This is a genomic window from Amycolatopsis echigonensis (genome assembly GCF_014174495.1).
GTDB classification, from domain to species: Bacteria; Actinomycetota; Actinomycetes; order Mycobacteriales; family Pseudonocardiaceae; genus Amycolatopsis; species Amycolatopsis echigonensis.
Map to the genome: position 1 here is coordinate 13,533 of NZ_JACJHR010000068.1, position 14,846 is coordinate 28,378.

Sequence of the window (14,846 nt, forward strand, 5' to 3'; positions counted from 1 at the left end):
TGTCGGAGCGCCGCCGGGCGCGTCCTCGGCTACACCGTACGACATCGCGATCAGCTCATGCCATGGAGGCGGCCCACATCACCGGAGCGGGCGGCCCGGCGGCCGGGTGAGAAGATGGCCGGGTGACCACCGCACCCGCGCCGCTGCACCTCGTCACGGGCGAGGAAGAACTGCTCATCGAACGGGCTGTGCGAGCTTCCCTCGACGCGGCCAGGGCCGCGGACCCGACGGCTGACCTCACGCGGATGCGGGTGTCCGATCTCACACCGCCCGTGCTGGCCGAGCTGGTGAGCCCGTCGCTGTTCGCCGAGGGGCGCGTGATCGTTCTGGAGTCGGCGCAGGACATCTCGCAGGAACTGTCCGACGCGGTGCTGGCGTACGCGAAGGCACCGGCCGACGGCATCGTCCTCGTGGTCGTGCACAGCGGCGGCGGGCGGAGCAAAGCCGCCAAGGCGCTCCCGGGCGCGTTGAAAAAGGCGGGCGCGGAAATCACCGAATGCCCGAAGCTCACCAAGCCCGCCGAGCGCGAGTCGTTCGTCCGCAACGAGGTGCGCCGCGCGGGCGGCAAGATCGACGCCGGGGGCCTGATGGCGCTGCTCGACTCGGTCGGCTCGGACCTGCGCGAACTGTCCTCGGCGGCGACGCAGCTGGTCGCCGACACCGGGGGAGTCGTCGACGAGCAGGCAGTCCGCCGCTACCACACCGGACGCGCCGACGTGACCGGCTTCGCGGTCGCGGAGAAAGCCGTCGCGGGCGACCGGGCCGCCGCGATGGAGTCGCTGCAGTGGGCGATGCAGCTGGGCGTCCCGCACGTGCTGGTGGCCGACGCGCTCGCCGACGCGGTCCGCACGATCGCTCGCGTGTCCGCGGCCGGTCGCGGCAACCCGAACCAGATGGCGGGCGAACTGGGCATGCCGCCGTGGAAGATCCGCAAGGCGCAAGGCCAGGCCCGCGGCTGGGGACAGGACGGCCTGGCGACCGCGATGCGCGTCGTGGCGCGGCTGAACGCCGAGGTCAAGGGCGCGGCGGCCGATTCGAACTATGCCCTGCAGCGCGCGGTCCTCGACGTGGTCGCGGCCAAGGGAGACCGCTGACGTCCTAGTCAGGCGACTGCCTCAGCCGAGCGTCGGCCGCTCGAACCGCTGCGTGCCGAATGTCCCGGCGACCGCTGCGCGGGGCGGCTGCGGCCATGACTGGCGCCGAGCCCTGCGTTCAGCCGGTGCCGCCCCGAACGACTGAACCGGCCCACGATCCAGGACACGGAAAAGGCCCGGCAGCCGAAGCCGCCGGGCCTTCCGGAAAGACTGCGCTCAGAGCTGGTTCGCGCGCTTCGCGAGAGCCGACTTCTTGTTCGCGGCCTGGTTGGCGTGGATGACGCCCTTGGTGACGGCCTTGTCGAGCTTGCGAGCGGCGTCGCGCTGCAGTTCGAGGGCCTTGTCCTTGTCACCGGCTTCGGCGGCCTCGCGGAACTTGCGGATCGCGGTCTTCACCGAGGACCGGATCGCCAGGTTGCGCTGCCGCGCCTTCTCGTTCGTCGTGATGCGCTTGACCTGCGACTTGATGTTGGCCATGGAGGCGTTCCTCTTTCACTCGGTGAAGGTCGCTGCCGCGTTCGTGTGGCTCCGGACCAGTCCCGAGGGACTGCCGGGTTTCCTCCCTGACGGAATGCCGCACGGCAACAGTCGAAAATCTTAACAGCCCTGCTCGCGGCGCTGGAGAGGCCCCCGGCGAGGCGTCCGGCGGGGCCCTGGTGCCCGCGATCGCCCGGCATCCCGGCTCTGGCTCGGTTACGGTGGGCTTCGGTAGTGCCTAGGGTTCCGTCGCCTGCCCGTGGTCCCGCACGGCGGGTCGCGCAGACAACGAGGGCGGGCGGGCCTGGTCCGAGCGGCACCTTCGGCGGGACACCGAGCCTCGCCGTTCATCTGACGGGACAAAAGCCTGGAGGACCCGGTCTTCAGCGTGCGCTGAAAACCTGAAAGGGTCCGGATGAACACCACTGCCCTCGCCATGGTCCTCGTCGCCGCGGTCGTGCACGCCGCGTGGAACCTCGCCGCCAAACGGGTTTCCGGCGGCGGTCCGCGCTTCGTCTGGCTGTACTACACGGTTTCGGCGATCGGGATGCTCCCGGTGATCGCGGTCGCGCTGGCCGTCGAACCCGAACGTCCACAGTGGACTTGGCTGCTCGCCGCGCTGGTCACCGCGGTGCTGCACGTGGTCTACGGAATCGTGCTGCAGCGCGGTTACGAGGTCGGCGACCTGTCGATCGTCTACCCGCTGGCCCGCGGCACCGGGCCGCTGGTGTCGGTGCTCGTGGCCGTTCTGGTCCTGGGCGAACGGCCCGGCGTGCTCGGGCTGATCGGCGCCTTCCTGGTCGTCTCGGGCGTCCTGGTGATCAGTCTCGGCGGCAGCACCGGCGACGCGAAGGCCCGTCGCGCCGGCGTGTTCTACGGCGTCGCCACCGGAACGGTCATCGCGGCATACACGCTGTGGGACGCGCACTCGGTGACGTCGCTCGGCGTGCCTCCGCTCGTCTATTTCGGCGGAGGCGCGATCGGCCAGAGCATCCTGCTGGCGCCGACCGCCGCCCGCGGCCGGTCCGAGATCACGCGGCTGTGGCGGGACCATCGGCGCGAGGTGCTGATCGTCGGGCTCGCCTCGCCCGCGGGATACCTGCTGGTCCTGTACGCCCTGCGGATCGCGCCGGTCAGCCTCGTCGCTCCGGCGCGCGAGTTGTCGATCGTCTTCGGCGGGGTCGCCGCCTGGCTCGTGCTCCGCGAGCGCAACGCGGTCCGCCGGCTCGCCGGATCGCTCGTGGTGCTGGCCGGGATCGCTGCGATTGCGGTCGCCTGAGCGGCTCGGGTAGGCAGGAGCCATGGACGTACTGAGCAGCCGGGTGCTGATCCACCCCCGCGACCACGAGGTGTCGACCGCGTTCTACCGCGATGTCCTCGGCCTCGCGGTCGAGCGCGAGTTCCCTGGCGGCACGCGGTTCTTCGCCGGCGGCGGGTCGATCGAGGTGGTCGGCACCGGCGAGACCGGGCCCGGTCCGGACGTCAATCTGTTCCTGCAGGTCCGCGACCTCCCGGCGACGCTGGCCGAACTGGCCGGGCGCGGGGTCGAGCCGGTGCGCGAGGCCCGGCGCGAACCGTGGGGCACCGACGAGGCGTGGATCGCCGACCCGGACGGGCTGCGGATCGTGCTCGTCGAGGTCCCGGAGGACCACCCGTTGCGCCGAGACAAGCGCTAGCCCGGTTTCACGGCCCGGAGCTGGGCGGCGAGCGCGGCGAATCCCGGCGGGTCCCAGGTCCAGGTCTGCAGGTCGGTGAATCCGGCGGCGGCGGCTTCGTCGGCCAGCTCGTGCCGAGTCACCGGAAGCCACTTCTCGTGCGCCGAGAGCAGCAGCCGTCCGCCTGGCCGCAGCACGCGGAACAGCTCGGCGAAGCCGGCCGGACGGTCTTCCCAGAGCTGGACGTTGTTCACGGTCAGCACGACATCCGCGGACGCGTCCGCGCAGCCGGTGCGGGCCGCGTCGCCCGCGCGCACCTCGGCGCGGTCGCCGCAGCGGTCCGTGCAGAGGTCGCGCATCTCCGCCGAGGGTTCGACGCCGATCACCTCGCCGGCGAGTTTGCTCGCCGCGTCGAGGCCGACCCCTGGTCCGGGGCCGATGACGAGCACGGTTTCGTCGGGTTCGAGACGGGCCAGATCGACGATGCGGTGCTCGGTCGCGGCGTTGCCGGCCGCCATCAGCTTCCCGCCGAGCCTGCCCAGCAGGCCGCTGGGGTGGCCGAAGGCACGGTCGAGCGCGGCGTCGAGGACGCCGGGACCGGGCGGCGAGGGGGAGGGTGAAGTGGTCATGCTTCGAGGTCATCACGAGACGCGCGGGGCCGCATCGGGGATGACCCCCACCCGCACCCGGAGGTCCATGGGACGATGGGGTACGGACATCCCCCACCATCCCGAGGACAGCCCGAGTGACAGCGCCCAAGACGTTCGCCGACACCACCTTCACGCCGCCGGAGTTGATCCGCAACTTCTGCATCATCGCCCACATCGACCACGGCAAGTCGACGCTGGCGGACCGGATGCTGCAGCTCACCGGCGTCGTCGAGGAGCGAGCCATGCGCGCGCAGTACCTCGACCGCATGGACATCGAGCGGGAACGCGGCATCACGATCAAGGCCCAGAACGTCCGGCTGCCGTGGCAGGTGGACGGCAAGGACCACGTCCTGCACCTGATCGACACGCCCGGCCACGTGGACTTCACCTACGAGGTTTCGCGGGCGCTCGAGGCGTGCGAGGGCGCGATTCTGCTGGTCGACGCCGCGCAGGGGATCGAGGCGCAGACGCTCGCGAACCTGTATCTGGCGCTCGACAACGACCTGCACATCATCCCGGTGCTGAACAAGATCGACCTGCCCTCGGCCGATCCGGACAAGTACGCGGCCGAGATCGCGCACATCATCGGCTGCGAGCCCACCGACGTGCTGCGCGTGTCGGCGAAGACCGGCATGGGCGTGACCGAACTGCTCGACGAGTGCGTGCGCCAGGTCCCGCCGCCGGTGGGCGACGCGGACGCGCCCGCCCGCGCGATGATCTTCGACTCGGTGTACGACACCTACCGGGGCGTCGTCACCTACATCCGCGTGGTGGACGGCAAGATCACGCCGCGCGAGAAGATCAAGATGATGTCCACCGGCGCGACGCACGAACTGCTCGAGGTCGGCATCATCTCGCCGGAGCCGAAGGCCAGCAAGGGACTCGGCGTCGGCGAGGTCGGCTACCTCATCACCGGCGTGAAGGACGTGCGCCAATCGAAGGTCGGCGACACCGTGACGTCCGAGCGGCACGGCGCCGCGGAACCGCTGGCCGGGTACCGCGAACCGAAGCCGATGGTGTTCTCCGGGCTGTACCCGGTCGACGGTTCGGACTACCCGGAGCTGCGCGAGGCGCTGGAGAAGCTCCAGCTCAACGACGCCGCGCTGACCTACGAGCCGGAGACGTCGGTCGCGCTGGGCTTCGGCTTCCGCTGCGGCTTCCTCGGCCTGCTGCACCTGGAGATCACCCGGGACCGGCTGGAGCGCGAGTTCGGCCTGGACCTGATTTCCACCGCGCCGAACGTGGTGTACCGCGTGGTGCTGGAGGACCGCAGCGAGGTCATCGTCACGAACCCGTCGGACTGGCCGAGCGGGCTCAAGATCTCCGAGGTGCACGAGCCGGTGTCGAAGGTGAGCATCCTCGCGCCGTCGGAGTTCGTGGGCACGATCATGGAGCTGTGCCAGGCGAAGCGCGGCACCCTGCTGGGCATGGACTACCTGTCCGAGGACCGCGTCGAGCTGCGCTACACGATCCCGCTGGCGGAGATCATCTTCGACTTCTTCGACACGCTGAAGTCCCGCACGCGCGGTTACGCGTCGCTCGACTACGAGGAGTCCGGCGAGCAGGTGGCGGACCTGGTGAAGGTCGACATCCTGCTGCAGGGCGAGACGGTGGACGCGTTCTCCGCGATCGTGCACAAAGACGCGGCGTACACGTACGGAAACCGCATGGCGACACGTCTGCGCGAGCTGATTCCGCGCCAGCAGTTCGAGGTGCCGATCCAGGCGGCGATCGGCTCGCGGATCATCGCCCGCGAAACGATCCGCGCCATCCGCAAGGACGTGCTCGCCAAGTGCTACGGCGGTGACATCTCGCGGAAGCGGAAACTGCTGGAAAAGCAGAAGGAAGGCAAGAAGCGGATGAAGACCGTCGGCCGGGTGGAGGTGCCGCAGGAAGCGTTTGTCGCGGCACTGTCCACTGAGGACAACGGGAAGAACAAGAAGTAGTCCACCTTCGGGTGAACGGCGGCTCCGGGATTCCGGAGCCGCCGTTTTTGTCGGTGGCGGCTGGTGTCCTCAATTGCGGACCGGGACTCTCTGGCGCGAACAGGGAAAGGAGAGCACCATGACGGTCATGGCGGAAATCCAGAATCCTCCCGGGTCGGGACCCATGACGGTGCATGACCTCGAGGGGATGCCGCAGGATGGCCGCCGTTACGAACTCATCGACGGAGTGCTGCTGGTGACTCCGGCACCCGGATACCGCCATCAGAAGATCGGGTACCGGCTCTACCACGTGCTGGAGGCGGCTTGCCCGCCGGAGTTCGACGTCCTCGGCGCACCATTCGCCGTGCACGTCGGCGACCGCATGGAGCTGCAACCGGATGTTCTGGTCGGCCGCAGCGAGGACTTCACCGCCAAGGATCTGCCAGTGCCACCCGTCCTCGCCGTCGAGATTCTGTCGCCGAGCACGTCGATCCACGACCTGAACACCAAGAAGGCCGTCTACGAACGCCTGAGGGTGCCGAGTTATTGGGTGATCGACCCGGCCGCACCCGAGCTGACTGTGTTCGAACTCGACGAGGACGGCTGTTACCAGCAGACCGCCAAGGCCGCGGGAGCCGAGGTATTCGAAGCGCGGCAGCCGTTCCCAGTCCGGGTAGTGCCCGAGGTGCTTGTCGAGAGGGGCTGATCGGTTCGGTCAGCCGTTCCCGATGATCTTGCCCACCTCCACGAACACCGCAGCCCGACGCTCGGCGGCCATCACCCGGTCGTACTCATCCCAGTCGTCGTGGGTGCCGGTGGCGGCTCGGAACACTTCGCGCAGCAGGGGCGGGAGGCCGTCGGCCGGGAAGGAGGGGTCGGGGTCGTCCGGGCCGATCAGGCGGACCGGGCCGGTCACGGAGAGCCAGCGCCAGCCGCGGCGGAACGTCACGGTCGCGTGACCGTTGCGGCGCAGCAGCGTGAGCTTGTGCGCGCCGCCGACGGCGACGAAGCCCACGCTCGGCTTGCCGGTCACCGGGTCGTCGAGGATGCCCGCGTTCACCACGGACGCGTGCACGGTGCCGTCGGCGCGGGTCGTGGCCACGGTGGCCAGGCCGTTCTCCTCGACCGTCAGCGCGCGGAGCTGTTCCAGGGTTGCCGTCATGCTCTTCTGCAACGCGGCGGTGACCCGGCGCATTTCCGGTCCGGCACTAGGCTCGGGGACATGTTCGATGATCTCGAGTTCCCGGTGATCGTGGCGCCGATGGCGGGCGGGCCGACGACTCCGCAGCTGGTCGGCGCCGTCACGGAGGCGGGCGGGTTCGGTTTCCTCGCTGCCGGTTACCTCCGCCCGGAGACGCTGGACGCCCAGATCGCGCACACCGCCGACCTCACCGGCGGCCGGTTCGGCGTCAACCTGTTCGTCCCCGGCGGCCGGTCGGTGGCCGACCTCAGTGCGCACCGGGAACGGTTGCTGGCCGAGGCCGTGCGGTACGGCGTCGAGCTCGGCGACCCGGTCTGGGACGACGACGAGTACCCGGCGAAACTCGACCTCGTCGTGCGGCACCGGGTTCCGGTCGTGTCGTTCACCTTCGGCGCGCCGACGTCCGCCGAGGTGCAGCGCATCCACGAGGCTGGCGGCAAGGTCGCGGTGACGGTCACGAATCCGGAGGAAGCCGACCTCGCTGCCGCGCGCGGAGCCGACGCGCTGGTCGTGCAGGGCTTCGAAGCGGGCGGACACCGCGGTCTGTTCACCGACGACCCGGGCAACCCGGCCGGTGGCGAGGAGTACGGCCTGCTCGCGCTCCTGCGTCTGCTCGGCGCGCGCACGAGCCTGCCGTTGATCGCGGCCGGCGGACTGGTCAACGGCGCCGACGTCGCGGCGGTGCTGGCTGCCGGCGCGTCGGCGGCGCAGATGGGCACGGCTTTCCTGCTCGCGACCGAAGCCGGCACCGGCGACACCCAGCGACGAGCGCTCGCCGAGGCTGGCCGGACGACGGCGTTCACGCGCGCCTTCAGCGGACGCCCGGCGCGCGGCATGGTGAACCGCGTCCTGAGCGACCTCTCCGCGGACGCACCCTCCGCGTACCCGCAGCTGCACCACCTGAGCAAGCCGGTCCGCGCGGCGGCCGCCAAAGCCGGTGACCCGGAGGCGATGTCACTGTGGGCCGGGCAGACCTACCCGCTCGCCGGCGACGGCTCGGCGGCCTCGATCATGGCCCGCCTGCGCACGGAAGCGAAAGCGGCAGCGGAACGGCTCGACCGGTTGCGCTGAGACGCCTGCCGCGGTGTGGACAGGAACCGTGACGGCTCGGCCGGTTGCGGTGTTCGGAACACTCGATGGAATTGCTGGCAGCGCTGAGGTTTCCAGCGCGGCTGGAGGCGTTCGAGTGCTGACTCGGTGTGGCTGAGCGCCTCCGCCGACCATGCGTGATCCGGTCCGGTCGCAGGCAGTGATGGCGACGCGGTGGCACCGTGCGCTCGCGGGTCGGGAACCGTGCCTGAAGGTGCACTCGGCTAAGGGGTCGGGCCAGCGAAGGCCGAGCCGATGGGCGGGGCCGAGACGGTCGGTCGCGGGTGAGCAGAACCAGCGACGCCGGAATTCCCGAGCGGACGGGGGCCAAGACGAGCCAGCGCAATCAGCAGCAGCGCACAAGAAAACGCGGGGGACGCCCTCAAAGCGTCCCCCGCGCCGAACGAGAAGAATCAGTCCGAAGTGGACTTCAGCCCGCCAGGTTCCCCGTCGCCGGAACCAGCGTCCTCGCCTCGTTCCATCAGCGAGTGGCGTTTGCCGTAGGCGAAGTAGATCGCCATGCCGATCACGAACCAGATCGCGAAGCGCAGCCACGTTTCCGGCTTCAGGAACGTGATCAGCCAGATCGAGAAGATCACCCCGATGACCGGGACCACCGGCATGCCCGGCGTCTTGAACGTGCGCGGCAGGTCGGGGCGCTTGTAGCGCAGCACGATCACCGCGAGGCACACGACCACGAAGGCCAGCAGGATGCCGATGTTCGTCAGTTCCGCGGCCTCGCCGATCGGCAGCACGCCCGCGATCAGGGCGGACGCGGCGCCCAGGATCCACGTGATGCGCGAAGGGACCTTGCGCACCGGATGGGTCTTCGAGAACCACTTCGGCAGCAGGCCGTCGCGGCTCATCGAGTAGCCCACGCGCGTCGCGCCCATCAAGAACGTGAACAGCACCGTCAGGATGCCGATGATCGCGCCCACCGCGATGATCGCGCCCAGCCAGCCGAGGCCGACCTTCGCGAACGCGCTCGAGAACGCCGCTTCCGGGTTGATGTCGGTGTACTTCACCATGCCGGTCAGGACCAGGCAGGCCAGCACGTACAGCACCATCGAGATCGCCAGCGAGTAGATGATCGCCTTCGGCATGTGCTTCTGGGAGTCCTGCGACTCCTCGGCCGCGGTGGACATGGCGTCGTAGCCGAAGACCGCGAAGAACACTGTTGCCGCGCCGGTGAAAGCGCCGCTGAGCCCGAACGGGAAGAAGTTGCTGTAGTTGCCGCTCTGGATGTGGAAGGCGCCGACCACGATCACCAGCAGCACCAGGCCGACCTTCAGGTACACCAGCAGCGTTTCGAACCTCGCCGCGTTCTTCATGCCCTGGTTGAGGATGAACGCGATCAGCAGGCAGAGCAGCGCGGCGAACAGGTTGATCTTGTACGACCCCGGTGCGACGCCCGCCGGTTCCGTGCCGGGCGCGCCGGACATCCAGTGCGGCAGCGACACGTGCAGGAAACCCAGCAAATCGTTGAAGTACCCGGAAATCCCGATCGCCACCACGGAGACGATCGCGGTGTACTCCAGCAGCAGGTCCCAGCCGATGAACCAGCCGACGATTTCGCCGAGCACCGCGTACCCGTAGGTGTAGGCGGAGCCCGCGCGCGGGATGAGCCCGGCGAACTCGGCGTAGGAGAACGCCGCCGCGGCGCTCGCGATGCCCGCGATCAGGAACGAGATCAGCACCGCCGGGCCCGCGGTCTTGTTCGCGACCGCCCCGGCGAGCGAGAAGATGCCCGCGCCGATGATGCCGCCGACGCCGATCGCGGTCAGCTGCCGCAAGCCGAGCGTGCGCTGCAGGCCGCTTTCCCCGACCTGCTCGATGGTTTCGATCGGCTTCCGCCGGAAGATCCCGGTCCCGGAGCCCAGGTTAGGGCCGCGCGGAGCTGACATCGATGTCTCCTCAGACTGGTGGTTCGCCGGACCCGGGTTCCGGGCCCTGGCAGGGCACCGTACCCGGAGGTACCGCGCCTGTCACCGACTCCGTAGTGTGACGATGTCGACGGCCCTGCGTCACCCAGTCGCGGAGTCGTCCTCGGCGTCGCTGACCGTGGGCGCCGGACGCGCGGCCGAGCGGACCGCGCCCGCGGCGAAGAACGTGAGCAGCTCCGCGACCTCGGCCGGATCGTCCAATTGCGGGCAGTGGCCCCAGTCCTCGCGCACGACGAGCCTGCTGTGCGGCACCAGCGTGTGCAGCTTCCGCCCGGACGCGGCCGTCACCAGCTTGTCCTTGCCGCACGCGACCGCGAGCAGCGGGATCCGGATCAGGTCGAGCCGGTAGGCGTCGGCGAGTTCGGCGACGAGCTGCCGAGCCTGTTCGAGCCGCGACGTGGTGGCCCGGTAGTCGGGGAAGAGCGTGGTGAAACGGCGGACCTGACCCGCGTCCGCCTGTCGCGAGTCGGCGTAGAGGATCCGCGGCACGAGCTGTCCGGCCACCGCGCGGACCAGGAAACCCGGCACTGGCAACGGAAGCGAGGAGTACAGCCGCAGCGGCAGCGGATTGCGGCCGACCGTGCGCACCAGCCACGAGTCGACGAAACCGGGCGCGGCGATGGACACCACGCCGGCGGTCGGCAGCCGGTGGTTCTGCGCCGCGCGCAGGCTCATCGTGCCGCCGAGCGAGTTGCCCGCGAGCACGACGGGGCCGAGCACGGCTTGCTCGCGCACGACCGCGGCGGTGAACGCGTCGAGCTGCGGCAGCATCGGGCCGGGGCGCAGCGGCTGCGCCTCGCCGAAGCCGGGAAGATCGACAGCGACCGCGGCGATGCCCGCGGCGGCTAGTTCTCCGAGTACCGGACGCCACGTGTCGGCACTGTCGCAATACCCGTGGAGCAACACGAGCCGGGGAGCGCGGGGTTTCTCGGCGCCCTTGCGGCGCGTGCGCTTGGGTGCGGACGCCTCGGCGACGGGCGGGCCGACCTCGAGCACGCGCGTGCGCATGCCGGCGAACCGCCGGAACGATTCGCGGATCGGCTCCGGTTCGCTGGGGTGCCGGCCGCCCCGGCCGGCCGGGACTGGCCGCTGCGTCGCGGTCATGTTCTCCAGGTTAACCGCTCAAGGTCGACTTCTGGTGGAACTTCGGGGGTCACTATCTGATTGCGAAGCTGGGGTGTTGACGATTCACTGGAGAACAGGTACAAGCGCTGGCCCAGGCCCACTTGACGCGGAAAAGCCCAGGCCAGCGCCGTGCGGCCGGGATCAGCGGGTGAACACGATCTTGCCCGCGGTCTCCCCGGCGGCCATCGCGGCGAATCCCGCGGGGGCCTCCGCAAGGGGGAGCTCGGTGCCGATCTGCGGCTTGATGCCCTTCAGATCGAGGTAGGCGAGCAGGTCGGCCAGCTCGTCGCGGGTGCCCATGGTCGACCCGAGGACGCGCAGCTGCAGGAAGAACACCCGCTGCAGGTCGGCCGACGGGTCGGGGCCGCTGGTCGAACCGGACACCACGACCACGCCGCCCGGCTTCAGCGACTTGAGCGTGTGGCCCCAGGTGGCCTTGCCGACGGTTTCGAACACGCCGTCCACCCGCTCGGGCAGCCGCGCGCCGGACTCGAACGTCTGGTGCGCGCCGACGCTCTCGGCCAGCGCGCGCTTCTCCTCGGTGCGCCCGGTGACCCACACGCGGAACCCGGCCGCGCGGCCGAGCGCGATCAGCGCGGTCGACACCCCGCCGGACGCGCCCTGCACCAGCATCGTCTGGCCCGGCCGCAGGCCCGACTTCACGAACAGCATCCGGTACGCGGTGAGCCAAGCGGTGCCCATCGTCGCGGCCTCGGCGAAGGTCAGGCCCGCCGGCTTCGGCACCGCGTTGCGGGCCGGGACCACGACCTGGTCGGCGAAAGTCCCCTGGTGCTTCTCGGTGAGCAGGGTGCGCTTCGGGTCGAGCGTGTCGTCGCCCTGCCAGCCCGGCGCGTTGATCACCGAATGCAGCACGACCTCGGTGCCGTCGTCGAGCGTTCCCGCTCCGTCGCAGCCGAGGATCATCGGGAACTGGTCGGGTTTGATGCCGACGCCGCGCAAGGTCCACAGGTCGTGCATGTTCAGGCTGGCGGCTTTGACGTGCACCCGGACCCAGCCTTCGGGGACCTCGGGTTCCGGCCGCTCGCCGACGACCAGCGAATCGAGCGGGGACTCGGCGTTGGGTTCCTGCGCGTATACGGCGAACATGGCAGCAACCTACCTCCCCTGCCCGCCCCGACGCAGGCGAGCGCGCGTAGGCTCACACTCGTGTTGGACGGCCTGGCGAACTGGTGGGACGGGGTCGAGCTGTGGCTCGCCCAAGCCTGGTTCCCCGTGCAGTTCGTGCTGGTGATGGCCGTCCTCGTGCCGCTGTGCCTGCTCGCCGCGTGGGCCATCGACAAGCTGGTCGAACGCTTCGGCCGCTGGTTCGGCACGGCCCGTGACGACGACGGTCCCGGCCGCTCCTAAGCTGGCACACCATGGTCAACCGTAGGCGGATCACCGCTGCGCTCGTCGGTCTCCTCGTGCTGGTGCTCGGCGGGTGGCTCGTCAAGGAAACCGTCGGCTCCTCCGGTTCGCCGGCGCCCTCGTCCTCGTCGGGCGCTCCCGCCGCCGCTTCCGGGAAGGTGCCGGGGGCGGACTCCAAGCTGCCGGTCAAGCCGCTGTCCTCGCTGCCGCCGCAGGCGAAGGACACGTGGAACCTGATCCAAAAGGGCGGGCCGTACCCGTATCCGCGCAATGACGACGTCGTCTTCCAGAACCGGGAGAAGAAGCTTCCCCCGGAGAAGAACGGCTATTACCACGAGTACACCGTGAAGACGCCGGGAAGCCCGGACCGAGGGGCCCGGCGGCTGATCACGGGAGCGGGGAAAGAGTTGTATTACACAGGGGATCATTACGCGTCGTTCGTCGTTGTGGACCCCGCCCGGTGAGCGGGGGCGAGACGGCGCGAACCGCGGCGGACGCGGCCTTCGCGCGAGGGGCTTATCCGCATCAGGTCGACGGTGCGCGGACCATGGACAAGCTGTCCACACTGGACGCGATCGGCGAGGCGCTGTCTTTTCCGTCGTATTTCGGGCGGAATCTGGACGCGCTGTACGACATGCTCACGGATTTGTCGTGGCTGCCGACCGGGGAGCACGTGCTGATCTGGACCGGGTCGGACGCGTTGAAGGCGGCCGAGCCGAAGACTTATCTCGCGGTGCGGAGCGTGTTGTCGGACGCGCAGCGGGCGATGGGCTCCGGGGCGCGGCGGCTGACCTTGGTGCTGGTGGACGACTGATGGCCGGTGAGGGGAACCCAGGTTCCCCTCACCGATCGCTTCAGTCCTGCGGAACCCAGTTCGGCTTGCGTTTCTGGGCGAAGGCTTGGATGCCTTCCTGTCCTTCCTCGCTCGCGAAGAAGCCCGCGGAGAGGGCGTTCATGTCGGCGAAGCCTTCGGCCGGGGTGGCCGGACGCGGGCGGGCCAGCAGTTCCTTCGTGGCGGCCAGCGCCTTCGGCCCGCCCAGGGTCAGCGACTTGAGGTAGCCCTCGACCTTCTTGTTCAGCTCTTCGGCGGGGACGCAGGCGTTCAGAAGGCCGATCTCCACCGCGCGCTTCGCGTCGAAGACGTCGCCGGTGAGGAAGAGTTCGTGCGCGGCCCGGGGGGTGAGCCTCGGGAGGACGGTCAGGCTGATGACCGCCGGGATGACGCCGATGCGGACCTCCGAGAACGCGAAGGTCGCTTCCGGGACCGCGACCGCGATGTCGCACGCGGCGACCATGCCGATGCCGCCCGCGCGAGCCGGGCCGGCCAGGCGCGCGACGACCGGTTTCGGGCTGGTCCACAGCTGGTCCAGGATCTTCGGGAACTCGTTCACGCCCTGGTCGGACGAGCCGGCGCCGCGGGCTTCCTTCAGATCCATGCCCGCGCAGAAGACCGGTCCGGTGTGGGTCAGCTGCACCACGCGCACCGCGTCGTCCCCGCGGGCCTTGTCCAGCGACTCGCTCAGTTCCCGCCGCAGCTGCGCCGAGAGCGCGTTGCGGTTGTGCGGGGAGTCCAGGGTGATCGTGGCGATGCCGGCCGCCACCTCGTAGTGCACCAGTTCGTCAGCCATGCCTGACACTTTCGCACACCGCCGGTCCGGGAGCGGGTGTGAAGTTCATGCACGAAAACGCGTGCACGGAAACTCGTGCACGGCTAGGTTGGAGGCATGCCCGAACCTCGCTCCGCTGATCTGAAGGCCCTCAAGGCGCTCGCGAATCCGTTGCGGCAGCGAATTCTGGAGCTGCTCGCCGCGTCCGGACCGGCGACGTCGACGACGCTGGCCGAGCGGCTGGGCGTGACGAGCGGCGGGACCAGCTACAACCTGCGGGTGCTGGCGGAGAACGGGTTCGTCGAGGAGCTTCCCGAACGCGCGCGCGGCCGGGAGCGCTGGTGGCGCGCGGTGCCGAACGACGTGCGGCTGCCGGCCGCGCACGAGCGGGACGATCCGGCCGCGGCGGCGATCGGCGAGCTGCACCGGCTGTGGCTCGCGGGCGACACCGACCTGTACGAACGGTTCGAGCGCGAGCGGCCGCGGCTGGGGGAATGGGCGGACGCGATTCCGTACTCGCGCGGCGCGATCACCGTGACGCTGGACGAGCTGGGGGACTTCTTCGAGGCGTATCTCGCCTTGCTGCGGCGGTATCAGCGTCCGGACGGCGAAACGCCGGAGGGAGCGCGCCGGGTCGAGACGCGGATGCTCGCGTTCCCGTCGCCGGCCGGTGAGGAGGCCGCCCAGGACTGACCTCGAGGAAGGCCCTGGG

General features: G+C 69.9%; 17 protein-coding genes. 10 read left to right on the plus strand and 7 right to left on the minus strand.

The window, feature by feature from the left end; all coding sequences use genetic code 11:
* Nucleotides 1–122 precede the first annotated feature (122 nt).
* Nucleotides 123–1,094, plus strand: coding sequence for a DNA polymerase III subunit delta (gene holA, locus H5411_RS34390; protein ID WP_101434257.1), 972 nt, complete (start codon nucleotides 123–125; stop codon nucleotides 1,092–1,094).
* 216 nt (nucleotides 1,095–1,310) lie between these two features.
* Here the strand turns inward: holA and rpsT are convergent, their stop codons facing one another.
* Entirely contained in the window at nucleotides 1,311–1,571 is a 261-nt protein-coding gene (gene rpsT / locus H5411_RS34395) for a 30S ribosomal protein S20 (RefSeq protein WP_009081037.1), read from the minus strand.
* A 415-nt stretch (nucleotides 1,572–1,986) separates the two neighbouring features.
* Here rpsT and H5411_RS34400 point away from each other — a divergent pair, with 415 nt between their 5' ends.
* Together H5411_RS34400 and H5411_RS34405 are read left to right on the plus strand one after the other, a co-directional pair.
* Complete coding sequence (locus H5411_RS34400; protein WP_183126198.1) at nucleotides 1,987–2,850, plus strand: DMT family transporter; 864 nt, start codon at nucleotides 1,987–1,989, stop codon at nucleotides 2,848–2,850.
* A 22-nt stretch (nucleotides 2,851–2,872) separates the two neighbouring features.
* Complete coding sequence (locus H5411_RS34405; RefSeq protein ID WP_183126199.1) at nucleotides 2,873–3,247, plus strand: VOC family protein; 375 nt, start codon at nucleotides 2,873–2,875, stop codon at nucleotides 3,245–3,247.
* Here H5411_RS34405 and H5411_RS34410 read toward each other — a convergent pair.
* A complete protein-coding gene (locus H5411_RS34410) occupies nucleotides 3,244–3,855 on the minus strand; it encodes a class I SAM-dependent methyltransferase (RefSeq protein WP_183126200.1) in 612 nt (203 codons plus the stop codon). The genes H5411_RS34405 and H5411_RS34410 overlap by 4 nt on opposite strands.
* A gap of 116 nt (nucleotides 3,856–3,971) precedes the next feature.
* On the opposite strand from H5411_RS34410, the gene lepA reads away from it, so the two are divergent.
* Nucleotides 3,972–5,822: a translation elongation factor 4 gene (gene lepA / locus H5411_RS34415; protein ID WP_101434261.1), complete on the plus strand. Its 1,851-nt coding sequence runs from the start codon at nucleotides 3,972–3,974 to the stop codon at nucleotides 5,820–5,822.
* Between the two features lie 118 nt (nucleotides 5,823–5,940).
* A complete protein-coding gene (locus H5411_RS34420; protein ID WP_183126201.1) occupies nucleotides 5,941–6,507 on the plus strand; it encodes a Uma2 family endonuclease in 567 nt (188 codons plus the stop codon).
* A gap of 9 nt (nucleotides 6,508–6,516) precedes the next feature.
* Here H5411_RS34420 and H5411_RS34425 read toward each other — a convergent pair whose 3' ends face one another.
* Nucleotides 6,517–6,963 carry a pyridoxamine 5'-phosphate oxidase family protein gene (locus tag H5411_RS34425; RefSeq protein WP_183126222.1) on the minus strand — a complete coding sequence of 149 codons (447 nt, stop codon included), beginning with the start codon at nucleotides 6,961–6,963 and terminating at the stop codon, nucleotides 6,517–6,519.
* A gap of 60 nt (nucleotides 6,964–7,023) precedes the next feature.
* Between H5411_RS34425 and H5411_RS34430 the strand changes: the two genes are divergently transcribed.
* Nucleotides 7,024–8,073 carry an NAD(P)H-dependent flavin oxidoreductase gene (locus tag H5411_RS34430; RefSeq protein ID WP_183126202.1) on the plus strand — a complete coding sequence of 350 codons (1,050 nt, stop codon included), beginning with the start codon at nucleotides 7,024–7,026 and terminating at the stop codon, nucleotides 8,071–8,073.
* Nucleotides 8,074–8,504: 431 nt separating this feature from the next.
* Here the strand turns inward: H5411_RS34430 and H5411_RS34435 are convergent, their stop codons facing one another.
* The 3 genes from H5411_RS34435 to H5411_RS34445 all read right to left on the minus strand — a co-directional run bounded on the left by H5411_RS34435 (nucleotide 8,505) and on the right by H5411_RS34445 (nucleotide 12,266).
* Complete coding sequence (locus H5411_RS34435) at nucleotides 8,505–9,995, minus strand: amino acid permease (RefSeq protein ID WP_101434264.1); 1,491 nt, start codon at nucleotides 9,993–9,995, stop codon at nucleotides 8,505–8,507.
* Between the two features lie 120 nt (nucleotides 9,996–10,115).
* A complete protein-coding gene (locus H5411_RS34440) occupies nucleotides 10,116–11,138 on the minus strand; it encodes an alpha/beta fold hydrolase (RefSeq protein ID WP_183126203.1) in 1,023 nt (340 codons plus the stop codon).
* A 162-nt stretch (nucleotides 11,139–11,300) separates the two neighbouring features.
* Nucleotides 11,301–12,266, minus strand: coding sequence for a zinc-binding dehydrogenase (locus tag H5411_RS34445; protein WP_183126204.1), 966 nt, complete (start codon nucleotides 12,264–12,266; stop codon nucleotides 11,301–11,303).
* Nucleotides 12,267–12,326: 60 nt separating this feature from the next.
* Between H5411_RS34445 and H5411_RS34450 the strand changes: the two genes are divergently transcribed.
* Genes H5411_RS34450 through H5411_RS34460 form a run of 3 tightly spaced genes read left to right on the plus strand, consistent with a single transcriptional unit; the run spans nucleotide 12,327 to nucleotide 13,341 of the window.
* On the plus strand, nucleotides 12,327–12,527 hold the full coding sequence (locus tag H5411_RS34450) for a hypothetical protein (RefSeq protein WP_101434267.1): 201 nt from the start codon (nucleotides 12,327–12,329) through the stop codon (nucleotides 12,525–12,527).
* Between the two features lie 11 nt (nucleotides 12,528–12,538).
* Nucleotides 12,539–12,991, plus strand: coding sequence for a guanyl-specific ribonuclease (locus H5411_RS34455; RefSeq protein ID WP_183126205.1), 453 nt, complete (start codon nucleotides 12,539–12,541; stop codon nucleotides 12,989–12,991).
* Nucleotides 12,988–13,341 carry a barstar family protein gene (locus H5411_RS34460; protein ID WP_101434269.1) on the plus strand — a complete coding sequence of 118 codons (354 nt, stop codon included), beginning with the start codon at nucleotides 12,988–12,990 and terminating at the stop codon, nucleotides 13,339–13,341. The genes H5411_RS34455 and H5411_RS34460 overlap by 4 nt, the downstream gene beginning before the upstream one ends.
* Nucleotides 13,342–13,381: 40 nt before the next feature.
* Here H5411_RS34460 and H5411_RS34465 read toward each other — a convergent pair whose 3' ends face one another.
* The gene (locus H5411_RS34465) at nucleotides 13,382–14,155 is read right to left on the minus strand and encodes an enoyl-CoA hydratase-related protein (protein ID WP_183126206.1); all 774 of its coding nucleotides are present in this window, start codon (nucleotides 14,153–14,155) and stop codon (nucleotides 13,382–13,384) included.
* A 96-nt stretch (nucleotides 14,156–14,251) separates the two neighbouring features.
* On the opposite strand from H5411_RS34465, the gene H5411_RS34470 reads away from it, so the two are divergent.
* The gene (locus H5411_RS34470; RefSeq protein ID WP_183126207.1) at nucleotides 14,252–14,827 is read left to right on the plus strand and encodes an ArsR/SmtB family transcription factor; all 576 of its coding nucleotides are present in this window, start codon (nucleotides 14,252–14,254) and stop codon (nucleotides 14,825–14,827) included.
* Nucleotides 14,828–14,846 lie beyond the last annotated feature (19 nt).

Bases quoted from the DNA above. Each gene is read 5' to 3' on its own strand.
- H5411_RS34400 (WP_183126198.1), top strand. From the start codon at position 1,987: ATGAACACCACTGCCCTCGCCATGGTCCTCGTCGCCGCGGTCGTGCAC.
- rpsT (WP_009081037.1), bottom strand. From the start codon at position 1,571: ATGGCCAACATCAAGTCGCAGGTCAAGCGCATCACGACGAACGAGAAG.
- H5411_RS34410 (WP_183126200.1), bottom strand. From the start codon at position 3,855: ATGACCACTTCACCCTCCCCCTCGCCGCCCGGTCCCGGCGTCCTCGAC.
- H5411_RS34440 (WP_183126203.1), bottom strand. From the start codon at position 11,138: ATGACCGCGACGCAGCGGCCAGTCCCGGCCGGCCGGGGCGGCCGGCAC.
- H5411_RS34465 (WP_183126206.1), bottom strand. From the start codon at position 14,155: ATGGCTGACGAACTGGTGCACTACGAGGTGGCGGCCGGCATCGCCACG.
- H5411_RS34470 (WP_183126207.1), top strand. From the start codon at position 14,252: ATGCCCGAACCTCGCTCCGCTGATCTGAAGGCCCTCAAGGCGCTCGCG.
- H5411_RS34445 (WP_183126204.1), bottom strand. From the start codon at position 12,266: ATGTTCGCCGTATACGCGCAGGAACCCAACGCCGAGTCCCCGCTCGAT.
- H5411_RS34425 (WP_183126222.1), bottom strand. From the start codon at position 6,963: ATGACGGCAACCCTGGAACAGCTCCGCGCGCTGACGGTCGAGGAGAAC.
- H5411_RS34430 (WP_183126202.1), top strand. From the start codon at position 7,024: ATGTTCGATGATCTCGAGTTCCCGGTGATCGTGGCGCCGATGGCGGGC.
- H5411_RS34405 (WP_183126199.1), top strand. From the start codon at position 2,873: ATGGACGTACTGAGCAGCCGGGTGCTGATCCACCCCCGCGACCACGAG.
- H5411_RS34435 (WP_101434264.1), bottom strand. From the start codon at position 9,995: ATGTCAGCTCCGCGCGGCCCTAACCTGGGCTCCGGGACCGGGATCTTC.
- H5411_RS34455 (WP_183126205.1), top strand. From the start codon at position 12,539: ATGGTCAACCGTAGGCGGATCACCGCTGCGCTCGTCGGTCTCCTCGTG.
- H5411_RS34420 (WP_183126201.1), top strand. From the start codon at position 5,941: ATGACGGTCATGGCGGAAATCCAGAATCCTCCCGGGTCGGGACCCATG.